This window comes from Candidatus Cloacimonadota bacterium (genome assembly GCA_020532355.1).
Lineage (GTDB): Bacteria > Cloacimonadota > Cloacimonadia > Cloacimonadales > Cloacimonadaceae > UBA5456.
The window spans coordinates 1-16,517 of the sequence record JAJBBD010000297.1 but is presented as its reverse complement, the minus strand read 5'-3'; the positions used below and the strand labels follow the sequence as shown (position 1 = coordinate 16,517).

The window sequence follows — 16,517 nt, the reverse complement described above, 5'->3', positions numbered from 1 at the left end:
CTTCCGGTTTCAAGTGCAAGTTTGCTGCACTGCTGTAAACTAATTGTGGACATCACGATTTTTGGGATAGCAGATGCATAATGTCTTTGGGCATACCTAAAATCTCAGCAATGCGGAAAGCGTCCATGGGTGGTTTTTTATTGTCCTCTAATCTTAAGAGGCTATAATCCATGGCTTTAGCAAGTATCCTCAATCGCTCACCAAGATCGTCACTATCTATGCTATGCAGAGCTGCATCAATACCCTTAATTTGGTATTGGTTAATGTTTTGCAGCAGAGTGGGAGCCGTAAAATGGGTGGCAGCAACACAGGTGTGAGGGCTACTTGTCAGATATTGGATTACTGCTGTTGCCAAAGCCTCGCCTTCACGAGGATTGGTTCCCTTGGCAAATTCATCCAGAAGAAACAAACCACGCCCCTCTAACTGGATAGCTTGGCTAAACGAAACTACTTCACTGCCAAAAGATGATAGATTCTCTTTCTCGGAGGCATGATTGTAATACACAAAATCATAAAAAGGGAATACAGCTTTATCGGAGGGTAAGGGGATGGCACGTTTAAGCAGGTTGGCAAACTGAGCTAAACATCTTAGAATAGTAGTTTTACCACCCATATTGGGTCCGGTTATCAAGTTTGCTGCAATTCCAAACTCCAAATCCAAGTTTTGATATGGGCGTTTTTGACTTCGAAGACTTAGTTCAAGGGCTAGGTTTCGGGCTCCCTGTAATGCTATCTTATCGTCCACGCACGGTATGCAGCATCTATAATTCGTAGCAAATACTGCCAAGGCAAAATCCCAGCCTAACTCTTTTAAGCTTCCAAGGGCTTGTTTAATTTTATCCGAATACTCCGCAATACGTATGCCCAGGTAGTCTAGAATACGATTTTCTTCTTCTTCTAGTTCTGTATTGAGATCGGTAATTTCTCTTTTGATGCTATTTGCCTCGAGACTATCTGCCAAGGTGAAAATAAGGTTTGCGATGCTTTCCTGTTTTAGTCTAAAGTATTGGCTTGTTTGTATCTTTTGGATAAGATCTGTCTGAGTTCGAGAGAGCACAAATTCTTCTTTGAGCCCGGATATACCAAGCTGATCGATAGCTTCATGCAGAAACATTCTACGAGTGTATCTTAACTGGTTCGAAAGTTCTTGTCGTCTGTCATTTAAAGTTTGTAAAGTATTACTGTAAAGAGGCGACAGACGAAAATGAGGGATTCTTCCTCCTTCAGGATCAAGTAGAACAAAAAGATCCTCCAAATCCGGGAGTTGATAATTTGTAATAGATCGCTCGATGCTATAGCTTCGCAAAGCCAGATAGTGATACAAAAAACTCTTCAATTCAAACAAGTCATGTAATGCTGGATGTCCGTCTCGATAAACAGAAAGAGATATCTCGTCTATGTGAGCAAGGAGGTTATACCATTTGTTTTCTGTATGATGTTTCAATTCGTTGATAAACACGCCTCTACGCTTATAGGCTTCTCTAACTTCATTTGCAGAAAGCTTTTCGGTACCCAGTTTATAGCGTTTTACAGATTCAAAAAAGTTACCCGGAACCGAGATCAAATTATATATCTTATCCAGCTCTAAAAGCCGATTCTGCTGTTTGTTCATCTTATTCAAAGTCCTTTGTTTCAGATTTTATACTATGCATTTAGTGTCAATGTTTTTGTGCCGATTCTTTGCTCTAATCCCCATGAATTTATGCCAAGACCGTTGAATAATCAAGCCATGATTCGGAGCCTAGTACTACAAATGTGGCGAGTGAATCAGAAGTGCGATCATCAAAAGCCCATAAAATCAATATCTCATGCTAATAATTTGCTAGATATGAATGTGCAACGATCTCATGCATTTACTCAACGACAGCTAAATTCCCCCATCCGCATTGACGCTTCGCCCCCTTCCCGCCCTTCGCTACAACGGAGGATTAAGCAAGGTTCAAGCCGGGATCATGCTGTAAGTAAGGGATCATGTCCCCCTAAAGTATGCCTAATTGTGAGGTAAAGAAACATGTAAAAACTGTGTGTAAGACATTTGAATAATTGGCGATCATATCCCGTATGAATGCTGGTGATCATGTTTAAGTAATAGAGAGATAGTTGTATAAGATAAATACTGCAATCCGCTTGATTATGAATTCCAATATCTGGCAACACTGCGACAAATCCGGAGCCGTAAAGCTTGACAAAAAAATGCTTACGGATAATTTGCCAAAAAGACAAAAAGCAGGAAAGGTGAAGATATGGCTCTGCTATTAAAAACAACCAGATTTGTAGAATCTCAAATAGACACATTCTTAGATATTGTAAGTGATTCTGCCACAACCTTCCAATTGGCAGTAGAAGATTATCTGGAAGGACGCACACAACAGTTTGAAGAACGCTTGTCGCAGATCCGTGAATACGAACATCGAGCAGATGATTTACGGGTTAGCATCGAACGCTTTCTCTATGAACGAACCTTGATTCCTGAAAATCGGGGTGATGTGCTGGCAATTCTTGAAAATACTGACGAAGTTATTGACAACATCAAGGATTCTCTTTTGCAGTTTTCCATAGAACTACCAGATATTCCCGCAGAGCTAAACGACCTATGGATGCAGACCACCCGCTCTTCTGTGGCGGCGGTGGAACAACTAGTTTTTGCTGTAAGATCCTTTTTCAGAGATCTCGCTGCGGTAAACAATTACATCCACAAAGTGTATTTTTTCGAACGCGAAGCGGATCACATTGGAGAGCGCTTACGCCGTCTGGTCTTTAGCTTGGATATAGAGCTTTCCCGTAAGAGTCAATTGCGTTTTTTTGCCATTCATATAGAAAAGATTTCGGATGCAGCCCAAAACGTGTGTGATCGTCTGTCTATATATACAATTAAAAGGCAGTTGTAGCCAAGCATGTTTTTCTTTTATTTACTTAGCGGACTGTTTTTAGGCTGGTCGCTGGGGGCAAATGATACCGGCAACATATTTGGTGCTGCGGTAGAAACGCACATGCTCAAATTTAAAAAAGCGGCACTGATTGCAGCAATATTTATAACTTTGGGAGCTGTTCTGGAGGGTAGCGGACCTTCCGGCACTTTAGGGAGATTGGGCTCTGTAGATGCACTTGGTGGTGCTTTTACTGTTGCTCTGGCTGCGGCTTTGACTATCACGCTAATTGTGCGCATTCGCATTCCCGTATCCACTTCCCAAACCATTGTTGGTGCTATTATTGGCTGGAATCTGTTTACCGGGAGACTTACAGATTACGGTTCTTTAATAACAATAGCCTCATCGTGGGTGATGGCATTTGTGCTATCTGGTAGTATTGCCGCCTTTTTATTCTATCTAGTAAAACCGTTTATAAACAGGTCTCGCACACATTTGCTCGTGCAGGATTTGATGATACGTTATGCTTTAATTGTGGTAGGAGCATTTGGCGCATACTCTTTGGGGGCGAATAATATAGCAAACGTTGTAGGCGTATTTGTTCCCGTATCTCCATTTAAAGATTTGAGTTTAGGCACTTTTTTCCATGTTAGTGGAGTGCAGCAGCTTTATCTTTTGGGAGCATTGTCTATAGTTGTAGGCATTTACACATATTCTCACAAAGTTATGCGTACGGTTGGGAAGGATCTCTTTCATCTTTCTCCCATAACAGCTCTTATAGCACTAACTGCCGAAGCCATAGTACTGTTTCTATTTGCCTCAAGAGGGCTATACAATCTGTTGTTAAGCGCAGGTTTGCCCACCATACCGCTAGTGCCGGTTTCTTCTACACAAGTGATTGTAGGTGCGGTAGTTGGCATCGGTTTGGTGAAAGGCGGAAAAAACATTCGATACAATATATTAGCGCGGATATCCTTTGCTTGGGTAGCGGCTCCTATTATGGCTGCACTAATCAGTTTTACGCTTCTATTCATCATTCAGAATGTTTTCGAGCAAAAAGTACACCGAGATACTCAATATGTATTTAACCGCAAATCTATTACCCAGATTTCGGAGGAAGGCTTCGATATTTCTGCTCTTGCTACGGTTAATGGGCGCAATTTTCACACCGAACGCGAGATATATAGAGAACTGAAAGATCAGGATACTTTGGATAGAGACCAAATAAGTCGCATTATTCAGCTTTCCGAAATCCACAATCTGAAGATAGACTATGCTAAGTTTATTGACAGCGGACTACTTAACAGGTTTTCTGAGGCGCAATTAGCAAAGATCAAGAGTCTGGATGGGCGCAGTTTTCAGCATAAATGGCAACTAAAGAACGAGTTAGCCTCAGAACCGGAATTTACACTGTATCTTCCTCCCCAAAACGAGATTCAAAAGAATCATAACCGAGTTGTGGGAAACAAATTAAACGAATTATATCGTACTTTCGCGCTAGATAATTAAGGGCAGTAAAGCTATGAATCCGTTTGTCGAAAAGGTCATTCCTCTAATTGTGGCGTTTTTTGCCGGTATCTGTGCCAAAAAGCTTAAATTACTGAACAAAGAAGATGCGCCAGTATTATTGCGATATGTGCTGAATATCGGTTTACCGGCCCTTACCATTATTGCAATAAACAATGTTCATGTTAGTGCGGATATGCTCTTAATCCCTGTTTTAGCAATGCTCGTTGTAGTTTTCATGTACCTTATTTCTACCGGTATAAACAAACTTATCAAACTTCCTAAAACAATGTTTGGCAGTTTTTTAGTAGGCACAATGATTATGAACACTGCCTATGCCTTACCTTTTTTTCAGGCAGCTTTTGGAGATGAGGGCTTGGCTAGAGCGTCGCTTTTTGATATTGGTAACACATTCATGATCTTTACTTTTACATACTTTAATGCGATCAAGTTTGGAGACAACTCTCATACAGACAAGATTGCTTGGAACAAGTTCTTGAAATTACCTCCTCTGTATGCCATGCTAGTTGCCTTTATAATTAAGCTTATGGGTGCAAATCTAAACCCTGTTTCACTCAACTTCCTAGCTTTGGTAGGGCAGCCCACAACTCCTTTGGTTATGATAGCGTTGGGATTATACTTTGCCCCGCGCAAGAAAAACATTGGTACTGCCTTTTTGGCAATATTTATCCGGATGGGGATAGGTTTGGGGATTGGCTATCTTTTTGCACAGCTTTTTGGCTTACATGGATTAACTGCCACCACCATCATAGTATGTTCAGCCCTTCCGATTGGTTTTAACACCCTTATCTTTGCCAATCTGGAGAATATGGATCGAGAATTTGCCGCTACGATGGTAAGTTTCTCAATTATTATCGCACTGTTATATTTACCCTTGTTAATCTATCTTTTCGGATAGCTTGGGTTCTAAATGGAGGCTTTTTTCTTTCTGAGTTGGGCGGTACTTTCTCTTAAGTACAGTGGCTCCAGATTGGCAAGCGATTGCCCTTCATAGATATTAGGCGCTATATAATCTGGCAAATCGAAAAGCCACTCTGCTCTTAGTTGATGGAAATAGTTAGGTGCAATAGCCACTGTAATGTCGTTTTTTTTGAAGGCTTCTGCCGCCAGTGTTGCTCCACTTCCGGAAAGGATGTAATCTTGAATATCCCAAGCTAATAATTCAGGAAAAGACACAACCTGCGGTGCTATGATAGGCTGTAGGGTTTGGGTAAACCCCGCAACATATAATTCTTTCATTTTGGCATCTATAACACTAAGAATCTTTTTGCCGCTCACCAAACAGGGAAGTGCCGCCATCTGTAAAGAACTATATCCTAAAACACGTGTTCCTCGCGCATAGGCAATTCCCTTGGCAGTGGCGATCCCAATCCTTAGTCCAGTAAAAGATCCCGGACCCAGGCATACGAAAATCTCATCGATATCTTGGGGATTGTATCCACACAGTTTCATGGCGTAATCCATTACCGGCATAAGGGTTTCGCTATGGGTTACGCTAATGTTGAAATATGCGCTATAAAGCAAGCCATCTTCATTGCAAAGGGCTATTGATCCTGCTCGTTGGGAACTGTCGATGGCGAGTTTCAATTTCCCTTGCTGATAAAATCGTCGTATAGTTTTTCGAAATGTAACTTATGCTTAGCTTCGTCCGATGCTAATCGTCGAAAGAGCGTAGATAATTCTTCATCGGGAAATTTAAGACTCATTTCTGTATAGAGTTTGAAAGAGTTCTCTTCTCGTTTCATGGCTTTAATAAGAATGCTTTGATAGCTCAAGTCTTTTTCATCAAGTTCTTTTACCAGATATTCGCTGATCTTAAGATTGGGAACTTTCTCGATGAATTGGGGCTGCACACCTTTTTGCCGGATGCTTTCAATTACTACAATATGGCCCATTTCCATCTGTTCAAGCTCTTGTAACATCGCTTTTTGTTGGGCAAATTTACTCTCTCCCTGAAGAGCGCGGTAGAAAGATACTGCTTCTTGTTCTCGAGCTACAGCAAAATCTAAGATTTCATTAAATTCAGATACAGTCATAAAACCTCAGTAATAGTTAAACATTTGAACAAACAAATGCCGGGAAGGTTGATCTCCCCGGCGTTATCGTACTTGTTAGTCAATAGGTTCGAACATGTCTTTTCCAACACCGCATTCCGGGCAAACAAAATCTTCAGGAAGTTGTTCGAAGGGTACGTTGTCGTTTTCGGCAGGATCATAAATCCAACCGCATGCAATGCACTGATACTTCTGCATAAGGATCCTCCAGGATTACTTAGTAGGTCTCAATATGTACTTCAAAATAGCCCTGTGGATGATTGCATACAGGGCATACATTGGGAGCTACGTCCCCTTCATGAATATAACCGCAATTTAAGCATTTCCAAAAAACTTTTTCAGCTTTTTTAAACACTTTCAAGTTCTTAACGTTCTCATATAGCTTACGGAACCGCTTTTCATGTTCTTTCTCAACTTTGGCAACCATACGCCAAGAAAGAGCTATTTCTTTGTAGCCTTCTTCATCGGCAATATCGGCAAAGATAGGATACAGTTCTGTCCATTCCTCATTTTCGCCATTGGCTGCGTATTCAAGATTCTTGATAGTGGCATTCTCTGTTTCACTCCAGCCTACGGGATAGGAAGCGGTGATATTAACCATCTGCCCTTCTATTCCGTTTTTTAAGAGGTGACGGAAGAATACTTTGGCGTGTTCTTTTTCGTTCATCGCCGTTTCGATAAAGATATTGGATATCTGTTCGAATCCTTCTTTCTTAGCGGTTTTTGCGGAGTATTCATAACGCATTTTTGCTTGGCACTCTCCCGCAAAAGATTTCATCAGGTTTTCTGCAGTTCTGCTTTCGTTAAAGGACATTTATTTACCTCCAGAATTTATTCTTACGCTTTCCACATCCCGTGGATATTGCAATACTCCCGTACCGATTCCACATCGGAATGTTTAACGGGGAACTCGGCTACAGGTGCCTCTCCCGGTTTAAACTCGTGTCTGCACACTTTTTTCTTGGTGAGCACTTCTACAAAGGCTATGTAATGTTTTTCCTCCATCGGATGGGGTACAGAACCTATCTCCACTTTGATGGAATTTCCCAAATCTGTCACGACAGGAACGTGTTTTTCTTTTGCCGCATCTACGGTATTTTCTTCTAAAAGTTCCATCGGTTCACCGCAGCAAACCAATTCTCCTTTACCACCATATACAGCTTCTACTGTATTTCCACAAATTGGACAATGCCAAACTTGTCTTAATGTTATCATCTTTACCTCCATATAGTTAAGTAACAATTCCAAGTATCTAAATTGCAGCATCTTTTGTCAATAGGAAATTTATCTATTACTTATCTGAGTGCGAACTTGTTGGAAGAGAGTTAGTTCAAGAAAATCTGCATATAGCTTTATGGTTCTACTCTGGTTTGATAATATTTGAAATGGCTTTCCCTAATAACGTCCCATAGTTATTGGCAATAATTAGAGTAAGTTCAAGCTAAGATCATGTTTAACATCGGGAGGATCTCTGCATAAACCTTGCTTAATCTGTGCTTAAAGTAATAGGCTAGGCACAAACAACAATATGGTAAAAATTTTGATGCGGGCTTTATGTCACAGTTTTAAAGGGAAAATCTTTAATGGTGTTTTCTATCCAGCTTTCTGCTTCATCCATAAAAAGGTTGCGGATATCGTAAAGTGATACAGGGTTAAGCTTTCCGCTCCATTCGTTCATAAAGATTTTTTTGAATTCGATGGCAAGGCAGAGTAATTGAGAAGGGTACTTCTCGTGCAGAAAACGAGGTAATTGTCCTCCAGGAAACTTAACGTCACAACGGACATCCAGCTTCATATTCCAAATGGGTTTCCCATCTAATTTCGATCTCAGATTTTCCACAATGGGGTAAAATTCTTTGTTCATATTGCTGCGACCCAGTATGATATCCGGGTTGTCGGTTTGTGGATCGGGTTGAGCATCGGGACCGTTTCTACGGTGGTTATAGCTGTGGAGATCTAAAACTATGATATAGGGATGAAATTTCAGCATGCGTTCGATCTGGTAAACAAGGGTGTTATACCAATCTTCGTAGCTATTCAAAAGGTCATTATATAGAGCTTCGGGCAGTTCTCCAATTCTAACGTTCAGCCCCCATGCGTCTTCCGGTTTAAGATATACACATTTATCTCTTTTACGATTGAGATCTATGGCAAAGCGGCTGGTATTCACAATTATATGATTGGGGAAATGTTCAGCTAATTGTCCAGTATAAGGATCTTCCTCTCGGAAACGGTCGTCATCAGAAATTGCCGTATAGCGCAATAAAACTTGCGGAAGATGATGTCCGTTGTGTATTGCTAGCGCTAAAACTGGGAAATCGATATTGCCAAAATTGAACTTACTTTGTACCATCTATTCTACCGGATACGTCTCCATTAATTCCATAAGTTTGTTGAGGATTGAGAGATAGCGTTCAATATCTGCCAGCTCAATCTCAGTTTTCTTCATCCAAATAGCAAATGCATTAAGATCAATTTTACAGATTAGGGCTGCCTGAGCAAAAAGCTCATCGGAGCTTTGAGGATAGGGTTGTTTGCTAAGGAAGAAAAAGCCTTTTACACAAGGGATTAGAGCCGTTATAGAAAGCTGTAAGGTATGGCGCAAGTTACGGCTGTTCATCTTGCCCTCCAATATGACCTGGCGGGTAAGTAACCATTTGCTTTTAAATTCACGCTCCATCTGCAAGCGCACATCTGCAGGCTTGATCTGTAGATTTGCTAAAAGGTCTTCCTTTACCAAAATATTCTCTCTCTGACAGCTAATGATATTGATGAATTCCAGTGGATACGAATCTAAAGAGTACTTAATAAAACGCCTATTTATGATAAGGGGGAGATTCAGCTTGTGTTTGTGAATATACTTTGCCAACGGTGAAAGCTTTTCTAGCCATCCATCTGGGTCTTCATCCAGAATAATCACTGCATTGTAATTACTTAGAAGGTCTTTATATGCAGTTACTTGAATAAGGCGATCCGAAACATTACTGAGGGAATTTAAGATCCCGGAATATGGGTTATTCATGATTTCTCCTTACCGTATTTATCGAGGTAGGTGTTAGCGCAACTCTTTGCCAGGTTTCGAATTCTTCCTATGTAGGCAGCGCGCTCTGTAACGCTTATAACTCCCCTGGCATCAAGAAGATTAAAGGTGTGTGAACTCTTTAGCAGCATATCGTAAGCGGGATAAACCAGCTTGCTTGAGATAAGCAGTTTACACTCGGTTTCATACTTTGAAAATAACTCAAATAGGAGCGCTGTATCGGCATACTCAAAGTTGTAGGCAGAGTACTCTACCTCTTTATTAAAGAATAAATCGGCATACTTTGTTGTGCTACTATAAGCTAAGCGGCGATAATCTGGAACATCCTGAATATACATGGCAAGACGCTCCAATCCGTAAGTAAGCTCTACGGAGATGGGGAAAACATCAATACTACCAACCTGTTGAAAATATGTAAATTGAGAGATTTCCATGCCATCCAACCACACTTCCCAGCCTAAGCCCCACGCACCTAAAGTAGGAGATTCCCAATCGTCTTCAACAAAACGAATATCGTGTTTTTCAATCTCGATTCCAATAGCTTGCAAGCTTTTAAGATACAGGTTTTGAATCTCGTCGGGACAAGGCTTGATAATTACTTGAAACTGATAGTAGTGTTGAAAGCGGTTGGGGTTCTCTCCATATCTGCCATCTTTGGGTCGGCGGCACGGCTGAGGATAGGCAATTGCGCAAGGTTGAGAACCTAATGCACCAAAGAAAGTTGCCGGATGAAAGGTGCCAGCCCCCATTTCCATATCGTAGGGTTGAATAAGATTGCAGCCCTTATCTGCCCAATATTGTTGAAGGCTTAGTATTATCTTTTGAAATTCCATGTTTATTTTCCTGTGATTTTTTTACACTTGTGCTTTAGGCTAATTAGCTGGTTCTTCAAATCCAGTAATTCTTTTGCAATTGCGGGAAGGGCAGCACTAACTTTAAGCTTTTGCTTTGCCACGGCTTCTTTGCGGACTTCCTGAAGCAGTTCCTTATCCTGTTTTATTTTTTGTCTGGCACCCTCGATAGTATAACGTTGATTGTACAACATATCCTTAATCTTTTTCAAGGTTTCGATCTGCTGTATGTTATAGCGCCTTTTATGTCCGCTTTTCTTGGGGCGAATAGCAGGGATTTCACTTTCCCAATAGCGTAATACATGAGGTTTTACATCCAAAAGGTTACTAACTTCGCCAATGCTGTAATAGTATTTTGTCATTTTGCTCTCCTCGGAATAAAAATGCTTAGAAGGGTGAAAACTACAGTAAAGCAGACAAATATCCAGGGGTAGTGATAGATTCTATGATAAAGTGTTATAACGTTGCTGGTATATAGGGGGGCAGTGATGTTTACTCTTTCAAAAAGGCCTGCATCACGAATAATCTCTCCTTTAGGATTTACAATCATAGAGATACCCGTGTTGGCGCTACGATATATCTGGATGCGAGATTCAATAGCACGAAACTTCGTCATAGTAGCGTGTAACCAGGGTCCGTATGAAGTACCGAACCAGGCATCATTGGTAATGTTCACGTGAAAATCTGCCTTTCTTAATGTGCCTAGATCGGTATTGTAGTTTGCTCTTTGCATAAAATGAGGGAAAGCAAGCTCGTAACATATAGAAGGTGAGAATTCCTTTCCAGCGCACTGGTATCGAGGAATCTTGGTGCCAAATTCCCAGTTTGCTTGCCCAAATTGCAGGTTCCATAAAAATGGGAATTGATCTAAGAATAGCATCCTTTCGCCAACTGGCACTAGGATATTCTTGTAATAGTTTGTTGTAGAAGGCATGTTGGGTTTGAATAGAGCCGCAGCGTTATAATAATAATAGATTCCGGGATATCCTTTTGGGGCTTCTTCGATGTGGGGAAATCCGGTAAAGATAGCCAATTGGTGTTTTTCCAACAAATCCTGGAAGTCTTGACGGATGCTTTGTTCCAATAAGAGATAATCAGGAATGGCGGCTTCGGGAAAGATCAGCAGGTGAAAGCCAGATAAAGATGCCTTAGTGCAAAGGTCATCATATACACTCATTATCTCCTGGTATTTTTGGACATCCCATTTATCATCTTGCACTATTGAGGGTTGCATTATCCCTATCTGCTGGTTTTGCAAGATGGTGGGGAGAGTAAGTAACCGGAACTGCCCCAATGAATACCAAAATAAAAAGCCCAACCCAATTATGAACCAAGGCCAGCGATTGCGCAATAAGATAAGATAAAACAGGTAGTTAAAGCTTAGCAACAAAAAGGCAAGCAAGCTTAAACCACCCAGCTCTAAAGCTTGTAACAGCCCTAAATAATCTGCCAGAGAGTAACCAATATTCCACCAAGGAAAGCGCATCTCGCCAAAGTTTTGCAAGAACTCAAAACTGATAAACACGGCCACAAAAATGCTGTATTTAAGCTTGGGAAAGGTTAACCACACTCGCTCTACTATTATAAATGCTATCCAATAGTAAAGAGAGTATAATAACCAGATGCCTAACAAGCCACCCATGGTTACAGAACCAATCCAGTAAAAGACTATCAGGATTTGTATCAGGCAAAAGATTAGTGCGCTTATTATATTCTGGAGGATGCTGTGTTTTCCTTTCTTGAAATAAAACAAGAGCGGAATAAAGGCAAAGAATGCCAACCATCCCAAATACAGGGGTAAGCGCGACAAGCTCAGCATCAAAGCCGAGAATATTAACAAATAATAGGTCTTAAAAAACCTGATCATAGTCGATCTTAAGTAAGCGTACCTGGTTGCCAACAACAATGGCAATTGTATCTTGATTGATAGTCATTAAGCCGATTCCGGAAGTCATCGGCAGCCACGCAGCACTCATTTTGCTAATCAAGGCCTCAGTTTTTAAGCTTATGGCATTATTATACATATCGTAAACGAGCTGTCCTCCATCTTTGGAAATAAATTGTCCCAAGTTAGAGAAGAGACTGCTTTCTGCGCTTGTCTTATCGAAAGCAACAACATAATCTTTATTGGCAAATAAGATATCAACTTTTGCAAGCTCAAATTTGCCAAAACGATATAGCTCATTCCCATCTAAAAGATCGTAAGCAACTATCTCGGAACCGGCAGAATCGTATACGAATATGTTCTGTTGATTACCTAAAGCCAATTTATTGGGCTGCTGTACATATTGTAGTTCCATGGTTCCCAGAAGTTTTCCATCCGAACTGAACTTTTTGATCTCTTTGGCAACAGAGTCTAGCACATATAAACTGCCATCGGGAGCCATAGTAAAATCGGCAAGACTGCTAAAGTTGGTAGGCTGAGTTCCAATTCCACCAATAGTATTGAGTTGTTTGCCGTTGCGCCATAAAACTATCTGCTGGCTTCCGGTTTGCATGGAATAAAGAGTTTTTGAGGATGGGTGATAATGTGCCTTTTCTATGGTTTCCGAAAAGCTGATTGTATCAAACAGAGTAAATGTGCTTATCTCCATGGGCGGTGTTTTCTTGGATGCAGAACAGCCCAGAAGAATGAGCAGCAGAAGAAAAGATAGTTTTCTCATAACTCACGCTCCTAATATTTGCATATCTTTAAGTTTACCTTGAATTGAAGATTTGTTGCCAAACCTGTTATACTCCAGTGTATAGGCAATATTGACGATGCTATTTTTCTTTAGTAGATTAAGATAGTCACCCATATTATAGCCAATCAGTTCCAGTGAGATTCCGTCTTTTACCACTTTGAGTTTTAGATGGTTTCTGCCAACATTATAGGGGTAGTTTGCTACAGTAACTTCACGCGTCATGAAGGTTGGGCGCAAGTTCTCGGGTCCAAATGGAGCAAAACGTTCAATACTATCCAGAAGGTTATCGTTCACATCGTAGAGTTCAATCTCGTGATCTATAGAAAGAGGAGGTTGAATCTGTTCCAGTTTCAGGTGATCTGCAACATATCGTGAGAGTTCATTTTCAAACCGATCCAGATATTCCTGGTAGATTGTTAGCCCAACCGCATATTTGTGACCCCCAAAACTATGCAGATTATGTTCAGTATACTGAAGGGCAGAGAATAGGTCAAAATCTGCCACAGATCTTCCCGAGCCACTGCCAAACCCATCTTTGAAGGAGATCATAATTACGGGGCGGTAGTATTTTTCTACCAGTTTTGAGGCTACAATTCCGATAACGCCTTGATGCCAGTCGTCTGAAGATACTATCATGCAAGGAGTATTGGCAATGTTTTTGTACTTCTTTTCGATGATATCACACGCCTCATGGAAGGTTTTCTGATCTTCTTGTTGACGTAAGGAGTTATCGCGTTCTATCATCTCGGCTAGCTCAAAACTTTGGTTTTCGTCCGTAGATATAAGCAATTCTACAGCCAGGGCTGCGCTTCCCATTCTTCCTGCAGCATTGATGCGCGGAGCTATGCCAAATACTATATCCGTAGTATCCAGAGTGCGCTGATTCAAGCCGCAGAGTTGGATGAGCGCATTAAGCCCCAAGTTTTTCATTTCTATTAGATGTTGTAAGCCAATATGGGCAAATATCCTGTTTTCTCCTATTAAAGGCACGATATCGGCGATAGTACCAACAGCAACTAAATCCATATATTTCAAGATGTTTTCTGTGCTATCGATGCCCATCTTATGGTATATTGCTATTAACAATTTATAGGCGACTCCCACGCCGGCTAGGTGCGGGAAGGGGTATTTACAGCCGGGGATCTTGGGATTAATGATCGCCAAAGCGGGGGGTAATTCCGCTTTTGGATTATGGTGATCGGTTATGATTATCTCCATACCCATTTGAGTAATAGCCCTTATTTCTTCTATGGCATTTACTCCACAATCTACGCTTACAATAAGCTTGCTGCCATTTTCGGCAAGTTGATCCAAGCTTCCCAAAGAAAGCCCATATCCATCTATCATCCGGTGAGGGATGTAGAAATCTATATTTGCCCCGATGCGTTTGAGTCCCAAATACAGCAGTGATGTAGCAGTAGTGCCATCTACATCATAATCTCCATAGATAGTAATTAGTTCATTATTTTCCACAGCTTTTAGGATGCGGTTTACGGCAATCTCCATATCTTCGAAGAGAAAGGGATCTGCAAGGTGCTCAAGATTTGGATTGAAGAACTCTTCGATATCTTTAATTTCACGCAATCCTTTTCGATAGAGTAGCTTCGCAATTAGTTCGGGTGCTTTTAGTTCTGCACACAAACTTTGTATTGCCTCTTCTTCTTCAGCATTCAGACCCGGTGGAATAAGCCACTTTTTGTCCATGCTTTATCCTTTATTCATTTTATTTATAATCAGTATGATAGGTGCCAGTTTCGGCAGAACTTTCTAATCTTACTAAAACTATCCTCAACGTGTCAAGCCGATTTTACACCTCTTATGTGTCATTAAAATGAACAACTCAAATCTTGTAAAGAATATTTTCGTATCTGGATTATACAGGACTATTCTTCTTGCCAGATTATTGTGCAATGCATAATTTGTATTTAGGGAATAATGATGGAGATACTAATAGTTAAGATTCACTCGATAAAGCTCTTCTGGGTGCTTATCCACACCTTTATATTGCTCAACGTGTTCGATGCTCATTCAACCTATCTGGTTACTCGACCACATTACTTTTATCGCGAGCGTAATCCAGTAGCCCGTTGGATATTTAAGAAACTCGGCATTCCCCGCGGTATTATTGTATTCAAATGCGGATTGTTGGCTGTGCTTATTCCGGCGATGATATATTATTCCACCCAGAATGTCTTCACGATAAACATCGTTTTGATAGTAAGCAGTCTGATATTTCTTTTGGTTGTACTAAATAACTATCGGGTGTATAAAAGAATCCACAAAAGGAGAAAAACATGAAAAAAGCGCGATTGATCTTAGGTGGGGGTTCTGCCTATGGATTAGCCCATATTGGAGTAATTAAAGCTTTAGAAAAGCACTACGAAATTTCTGGAGTGATTGGCACCTCTATGGGTGCCATTATCGGAGCTTGTTTGGCTTGTGGATTTGAAGCGGAAGAGATCTTAGCATTTGCCAAAGATGTTTCCACTATCGAATTGTTCAATCCACTCAGCTTAGATTTTTCCCGTAGCGGGATCTTTGACGGCAAGGCTATTTTGAAGCAGTTTGAAGAATGGACTCAATCTCGCAACATTGAGGATACAAATATCCCATTTATTGCAGTTGCTTACGATCTAGGCAGACAAGTTACCATTCTTATAGACAAAGGTTTAATTGCAGATGCGATGAGGGCATCAAGTTCGTTGCCGTTCATCTTTGCTCCTCACGAATTGGGCGATTATCTCTTTGTGGATGGGGGCGTATCTCATCCCTTACCGCTTGCCTTTGCCGATAAAATTCCTGGAGAGATTACTATTGCCGTAAATGTATTACCGCATGTAGCAAAAGATGCCGAGTATTACCAGCCTAACGATGCGCATCCTAAAAACAAGCTTGTGCGTTACGATGTTTTTATGAAATCTCTCATGCAAAATCAGGGTTTTATGGCTATTCAAGCTATATTGCGTAATGAGCCCGATATGGTTGTAGATGCATACAATCCGGAATATGGATTTATGGATTTGAAGAAGGCAGATGAGTTTTATGAATACGGATATCAACAAGCTTTAAAAGCGATCAATAGTTATAAAGAACCAGGCTTTGCTTCAAAGATAAGGGAAAGCTACGAACAGCTATTGGGTCGCTTCAGCGTTAAAAGATCATGACCAGTTTTGGTTCCATCACTTGAATTATGAGCTCTTGCCCCAAGTGATTCTTACACATGTAATATGATCATTGCTTTAAGCAATAATTAGGGAAGGTTTCTCCCGAGATAATGCTGTGGCAACAGGATAATGTTTCGATAAAACCCTGCTAATTATAGCTTAAAAAGACCGCAGAATAATCGGGGCATGGGGGTGGAGCGCCAAACTAGAAGGTTGGTTGGTGGGCTTAGCGCGATCAGAAAAAACCTAGCAAACCGGTGTCTCGGGCAGATAAATCTGCTATATTTGGATGTGCAACGGTCTCTTAACAGACACTCTTTCAAACCTAGT

Annotated in this window: 18 protein-coding genes; 5 read left to right on the top strand and 13 right to left on the bottom strand. The window is 40.9% G+C overall.

Annotated elements, in window-relative coordinates; genetic code table 11:
- Window positions 1–52: 52 nt before the first annotated feature.
- Window positions 53–1,612 carry a hypothetical protein gene (locus LHW48_10325; GenBank protein ID MCB5260844.1) on the bottom strand — a complete coding sequence of 520 codons (1,560 nt, stop codon included), beginning with the start codon at window positions 1,610–1,612 and terminating at the stop codon, window positions 53–55.
- Between the two features lie 631 nt (window positions 1,613–2,243).
- Here LHW48_10325 and LHW48_10320 point away from each other — a divergent pair.
- Genes LHW48_10320 through LHW48_10310 form a run of 3 tightly spaced genes read left to right on the top strand, consistent with a single transcriptional unit; the run spans window position 2,244 to window position 5,292 of the window.
- The gene (locus LHW48_10320) at window positions 2,244–2,888 is read left to right on the top strand and encodes a DUF47 family protein (GenBank protein MCB5260843.1); all 645 of its coding nucleotides are present in this window, start codon (window positions 2,244–2,246) and stop codon (window positions 2,886–2,888) included.
- Window positions 2,889–2,894: 6 nt separating this feature from the next.
- Window positions 2,895–4,376, top strand: a complete 1,482-nt coding sequence (locus LHW48_10315; GenBank protein MCB5260842.1) for an inorganic phosphate transporter family protein — start codon at window positions 2,895–2,897, stop codon at window positions 4,374–4,376.
- A gap of 13 nt (window positions 4,377–4,389) precedes the next feature.
- On the top strand, window positions 4,390–5,292 hold the full coding sequence (locus LHW48_10310) for an AEC family transporter (GenBank protein MCB5260841.1): 903 nt from the start codon (window positions 4,390–4,392) through the stop codon (window positions 5,290–5,292).
- A gap of 8 nt (window positions 5,293–5,300) precedes the next feature.
- Here LHW48_10310 and tsaB read toward each other — a convergent pair whose 3' ends face one another.
- The 12 genes from tsaB to recJ form a co-directional block, all read right to left on the bottom strand.
- Window positions 5,301–5,981 carry a tRNA (adenosine(37)-N6)-threonylcarbamoyltransferase complex dimerization subunit type 1 TsaB gene (gene tsaB / locus LHW48_10305; GenBank protein MCB5260840.1) on the bottom strand — a complete coding sequence of 227 codons (681 nt, stop codon included), beginning with the start codon at window positions 5,979–5,981 and terminating at the stop codon, window positions 5,301–5,303.
- Window positions 5,978–6,430, bottom strand: coding sequence for a ferritin family protein (locus tag LHW48_10300; protein MCB5260839.1), 453 nt, complete (start codon window positions 6,428–6,430; stop codon window positions 5,978–5,980). Before LHW48_10300 ends, tsaB begins: the two co-directional genes overlap by 4 nt.
- A 75-nt stretch (window positions 6,431–6,505) precedes the next feature.
- Window positions 6,506–6,646, bottom strand: a complete 141-nt coding sequence (locus LHW48_10295; protein MCB5260838.1) for a rubredoxin — start codon at window positions 6,644–6,646, stop codon at window positions 6,506–6,508.
- A gap of 19 nt (window positions 6,647–6,665) precedes the next feature.
- The gene (locus LHW48_10290) at window positions 6,666–7,262 is read right to left on the bottom strand and encodes a rubrerythrin family protein (protein ID MCB5260837.1); all 597 of its coding nucleotides are present in this window, start codon (window positions 7,260–7,262) and stop codon (window positions 6,666–6,668) included.
- A gap of 23 nt (window positions 7,263–7,285) precedes the next feature.
- Complete coding sequence (locus LHW48_10285) at window positions 7,286–7,663, bottom strand: desulfoferrodoxin (GenBank protein MCB5260836.1); 378 nt, start codon at window positions 7,661–7,663, stop codon at window positions 7,286–7,288.
- A gap of 337 nt (window positions 7,664–8,000) precedes the next feature.
- The gene (locus LHW48_10280; protein MCB5260835.1) at window positions 8,001–8,801 is read right to left on the bottom strand and encodes an N-formylglutamate amidohydrolase; all 801 of its coding nucleotides are present in this window, start codon (window positions 8,799–8,801) and stop codon (window positions 8,001–8,003) included.
- Window positions 8,802–9,470, bottom strand: a complete 669-nt coding sequence (locus LHW48_10275; GenBank protein MCB5260834.1) for a hypothetical protein — start codon at window positions 9,468–9,470, stop codon at window positions 8,802–8,804.
- Window positions 9,467–10,321, bottom strand: a complete 855-nt coding sequence (locus tag LHW48_10270; protein ID MCB5260833.1) for a glycine--tRNA ligase subunit alpha — start codon at window positions 10,319–10,321, stop codon at window positions 9,467–9,469. The genes LHW48_10275 and LHW48_10270 overlap by 4 nt, the downstream gene beginning before the upstream one ends.
- Before the next feature lie 2 nt (window positions 10,322–10,323).
- The gene (locus LHW48_10265) at window positions 10,324–10,701 is read right to left on the bottom strand and encodes a MerR family transcriptional regulator (protein MCB5260832.1); all 378 of its coding nucleotides are present in this window, start codon (window positions 10,699–10,701) and stop codon (window positions 10,324–10,326) included.
- Complete coding sequence (lnt, locus tag LHW48_10260; GenBank protein ID MCB5260831.1) at window positions 10,698–12,206, bottom strand: apolipoprotein N-acyltransferase; 1,509 nt, start codon at window positions 12,204–12,206, stop codon at window positions 10,698–10,700. Before lnt ends, LHW48_10265 begins: the two co-directional genes overlap by 4 nt.
- Window positions 12,190–13,002: a hypothetical protein gene (locus LHW48_10255; protein MCB5260830.1), complete on the bottom strand. Its 813-nt coding sequence runs from the start codon at window positions 13,000–13,002 to the stop codon at window positions 12,190–12,192. Before LHW48_10255 ends, lnt begins: the two co-directional genes overlap by 17 nt.
- Window positions 13,003–13,005: 3 nt before the next feature.
- Entirely contained in the window at window positions 13,006–14,727 is a 1,722-nt protein-coding gene (gene recJ, locus LHW48_10250) for a single-stranded-DNA-specific exonuclease RecJ (GenBank protein MCB5260829.1), read from the bottom strand.
- 231 nt (window positions 14,728–14,958) lie between these two features.
- On the opposite strand from recJ, the gene LHW48_10245 reads away from it, so the two are divergent.
- Together LHW48_10245 and LHW48_10240 are read left to right on the top strand one after the other, a co-directional pair.
- A complete protein-coding gene (locus LHW48_10245; protein ID MCB5260828.1) occupies window positions 14,959–15,321 on the top strand; it encodes a DUF5658 family protein in 363 nt (120 codons plus the stop codon).
- Entirely contained in the window at window positions 15,318–16,187 is an 870-nt protein-coding gene (locus LHW48_10240; GenBank protein ID MCB5260827.1) for a patatin-like phospholipase family protein, read from the top strand. Before LHW48_10245 ends, LHW48_10240 begins: the two co-directional genes overlap by 4 nt.
- Window positions 16,188–16,517 lie beyond the last annotated feature (330 nt).

Coding starts and splice junctions, on each gene's coding strand:
- LHW48_10325 (MCB5260844.1), bottom strand. CDS start 1,612: ATGAACAAACAGCAGAATCGGCTTTTAGAGCTGGATAAGATATATAAT.
- LHW48_10320 (MCB5260843.1), top strand. CDS start 2,244: ATGGCTCTGCTATTAAAAACAACCAGATTTGTAGAATCTCAAATAGAC.
- LHW48_10315 (MCB5260842.1), top strand. CDS start 2,895: ATGTTTTTCTTTTATTTACTTAGCGGACTGTTTTTAGGCTGGTCGCTG.
- LHW48_10310 (MCB5260841.1), top strand. CDS start 4,390: ATGAATCCGTTTGTCGAAAAGGTCATTCCTCTAATTGTGGCGTTTTTT.
- LHW48_10300 (MCB5260839.1), bottom strand. CDS start 6,430: ATGACTGTATCTGAATTTAATGAAATCTTAGATTTTGCTGTAGCTCGA.
- LHW48_10295 (MCB5260838.1), bottom strand. CDS start 6,646: ATGCAGAAGTATCAGTGCATTGCATGCGGTTGGATTTATGATCCTGCC.
- LHW48_10290 (MCB5260837.1), bottom strand. CDS start 7,262: ATGTCCTTTAACGAAAGCAGAACTGCAGAAAACCTGATGAAATCTTTT.
- LHW48_10285 (MCB5260836.1), bottom strand. CDS start 7,663: ATGATAACATTAAGACAAGTTTGGCATTGTCCAATTTGTGGAAATACA.
- LHW48_10280 (MCB5260835.1), bottom strand. CDS start 8,801: ATGGTACAAAGTAAGTTCAATTTTGGCAATATCGATTTCCCAGTTTTA.
- LHW48_10275 (MCB5260834.1), bottom strand. CDS start 9,470: ATGAATAACCCATATTCCGGGATCTTAAATTCCCTCAGTAATGTTTCG.
- LHW48_10270 (MCB5260833.1), bottom strand. CDS start 10,321: ATGGAATTTCAAAAGATAATACTAAGCCTTCAACAATATTGGGCAGAT.
- LHW48_10265 (MCB5260832.1), bottom strand. CDS start 10,701: ATGACAAAATACTATTACAGCATTGGCGAAGTTAGTAACCTTTTGGAT.
- lnt (MCB5260831.1), bottom strand. CDS start 12,206: ATGATCAGGTTTTTTAAGACCTATTATTTGTTAATATTCTCGGCTTTG.
- LHW48_10255 (MCB5260830.1), bottom strand. CDS start 13,002: ATGAGAAAACTATCTTTTCTTCTGCTGCTCATTCTTCTGGGCTGTTCT.
- recJ (MCB5260829.1), bottom strand. CDS start 14,727: ATGGACAAAAAGTGGCTTATTCCACCGGGTCTGAATGCTGAAGAAGAA.
- LHW48_10245 (MCB5260828.1), top strand. CDS start 14,959: ATGATGGAGATACTAATAGTTAAGATTCACTCGATAAAGCTCTTCTGG.
- LHW48_10240 (MCB5260827.1), top strand. CDS start 15,318: ATGAAAAAAGCGCGATTGATCTTAGGTGGGGGTTCTGCCTATGGATTA.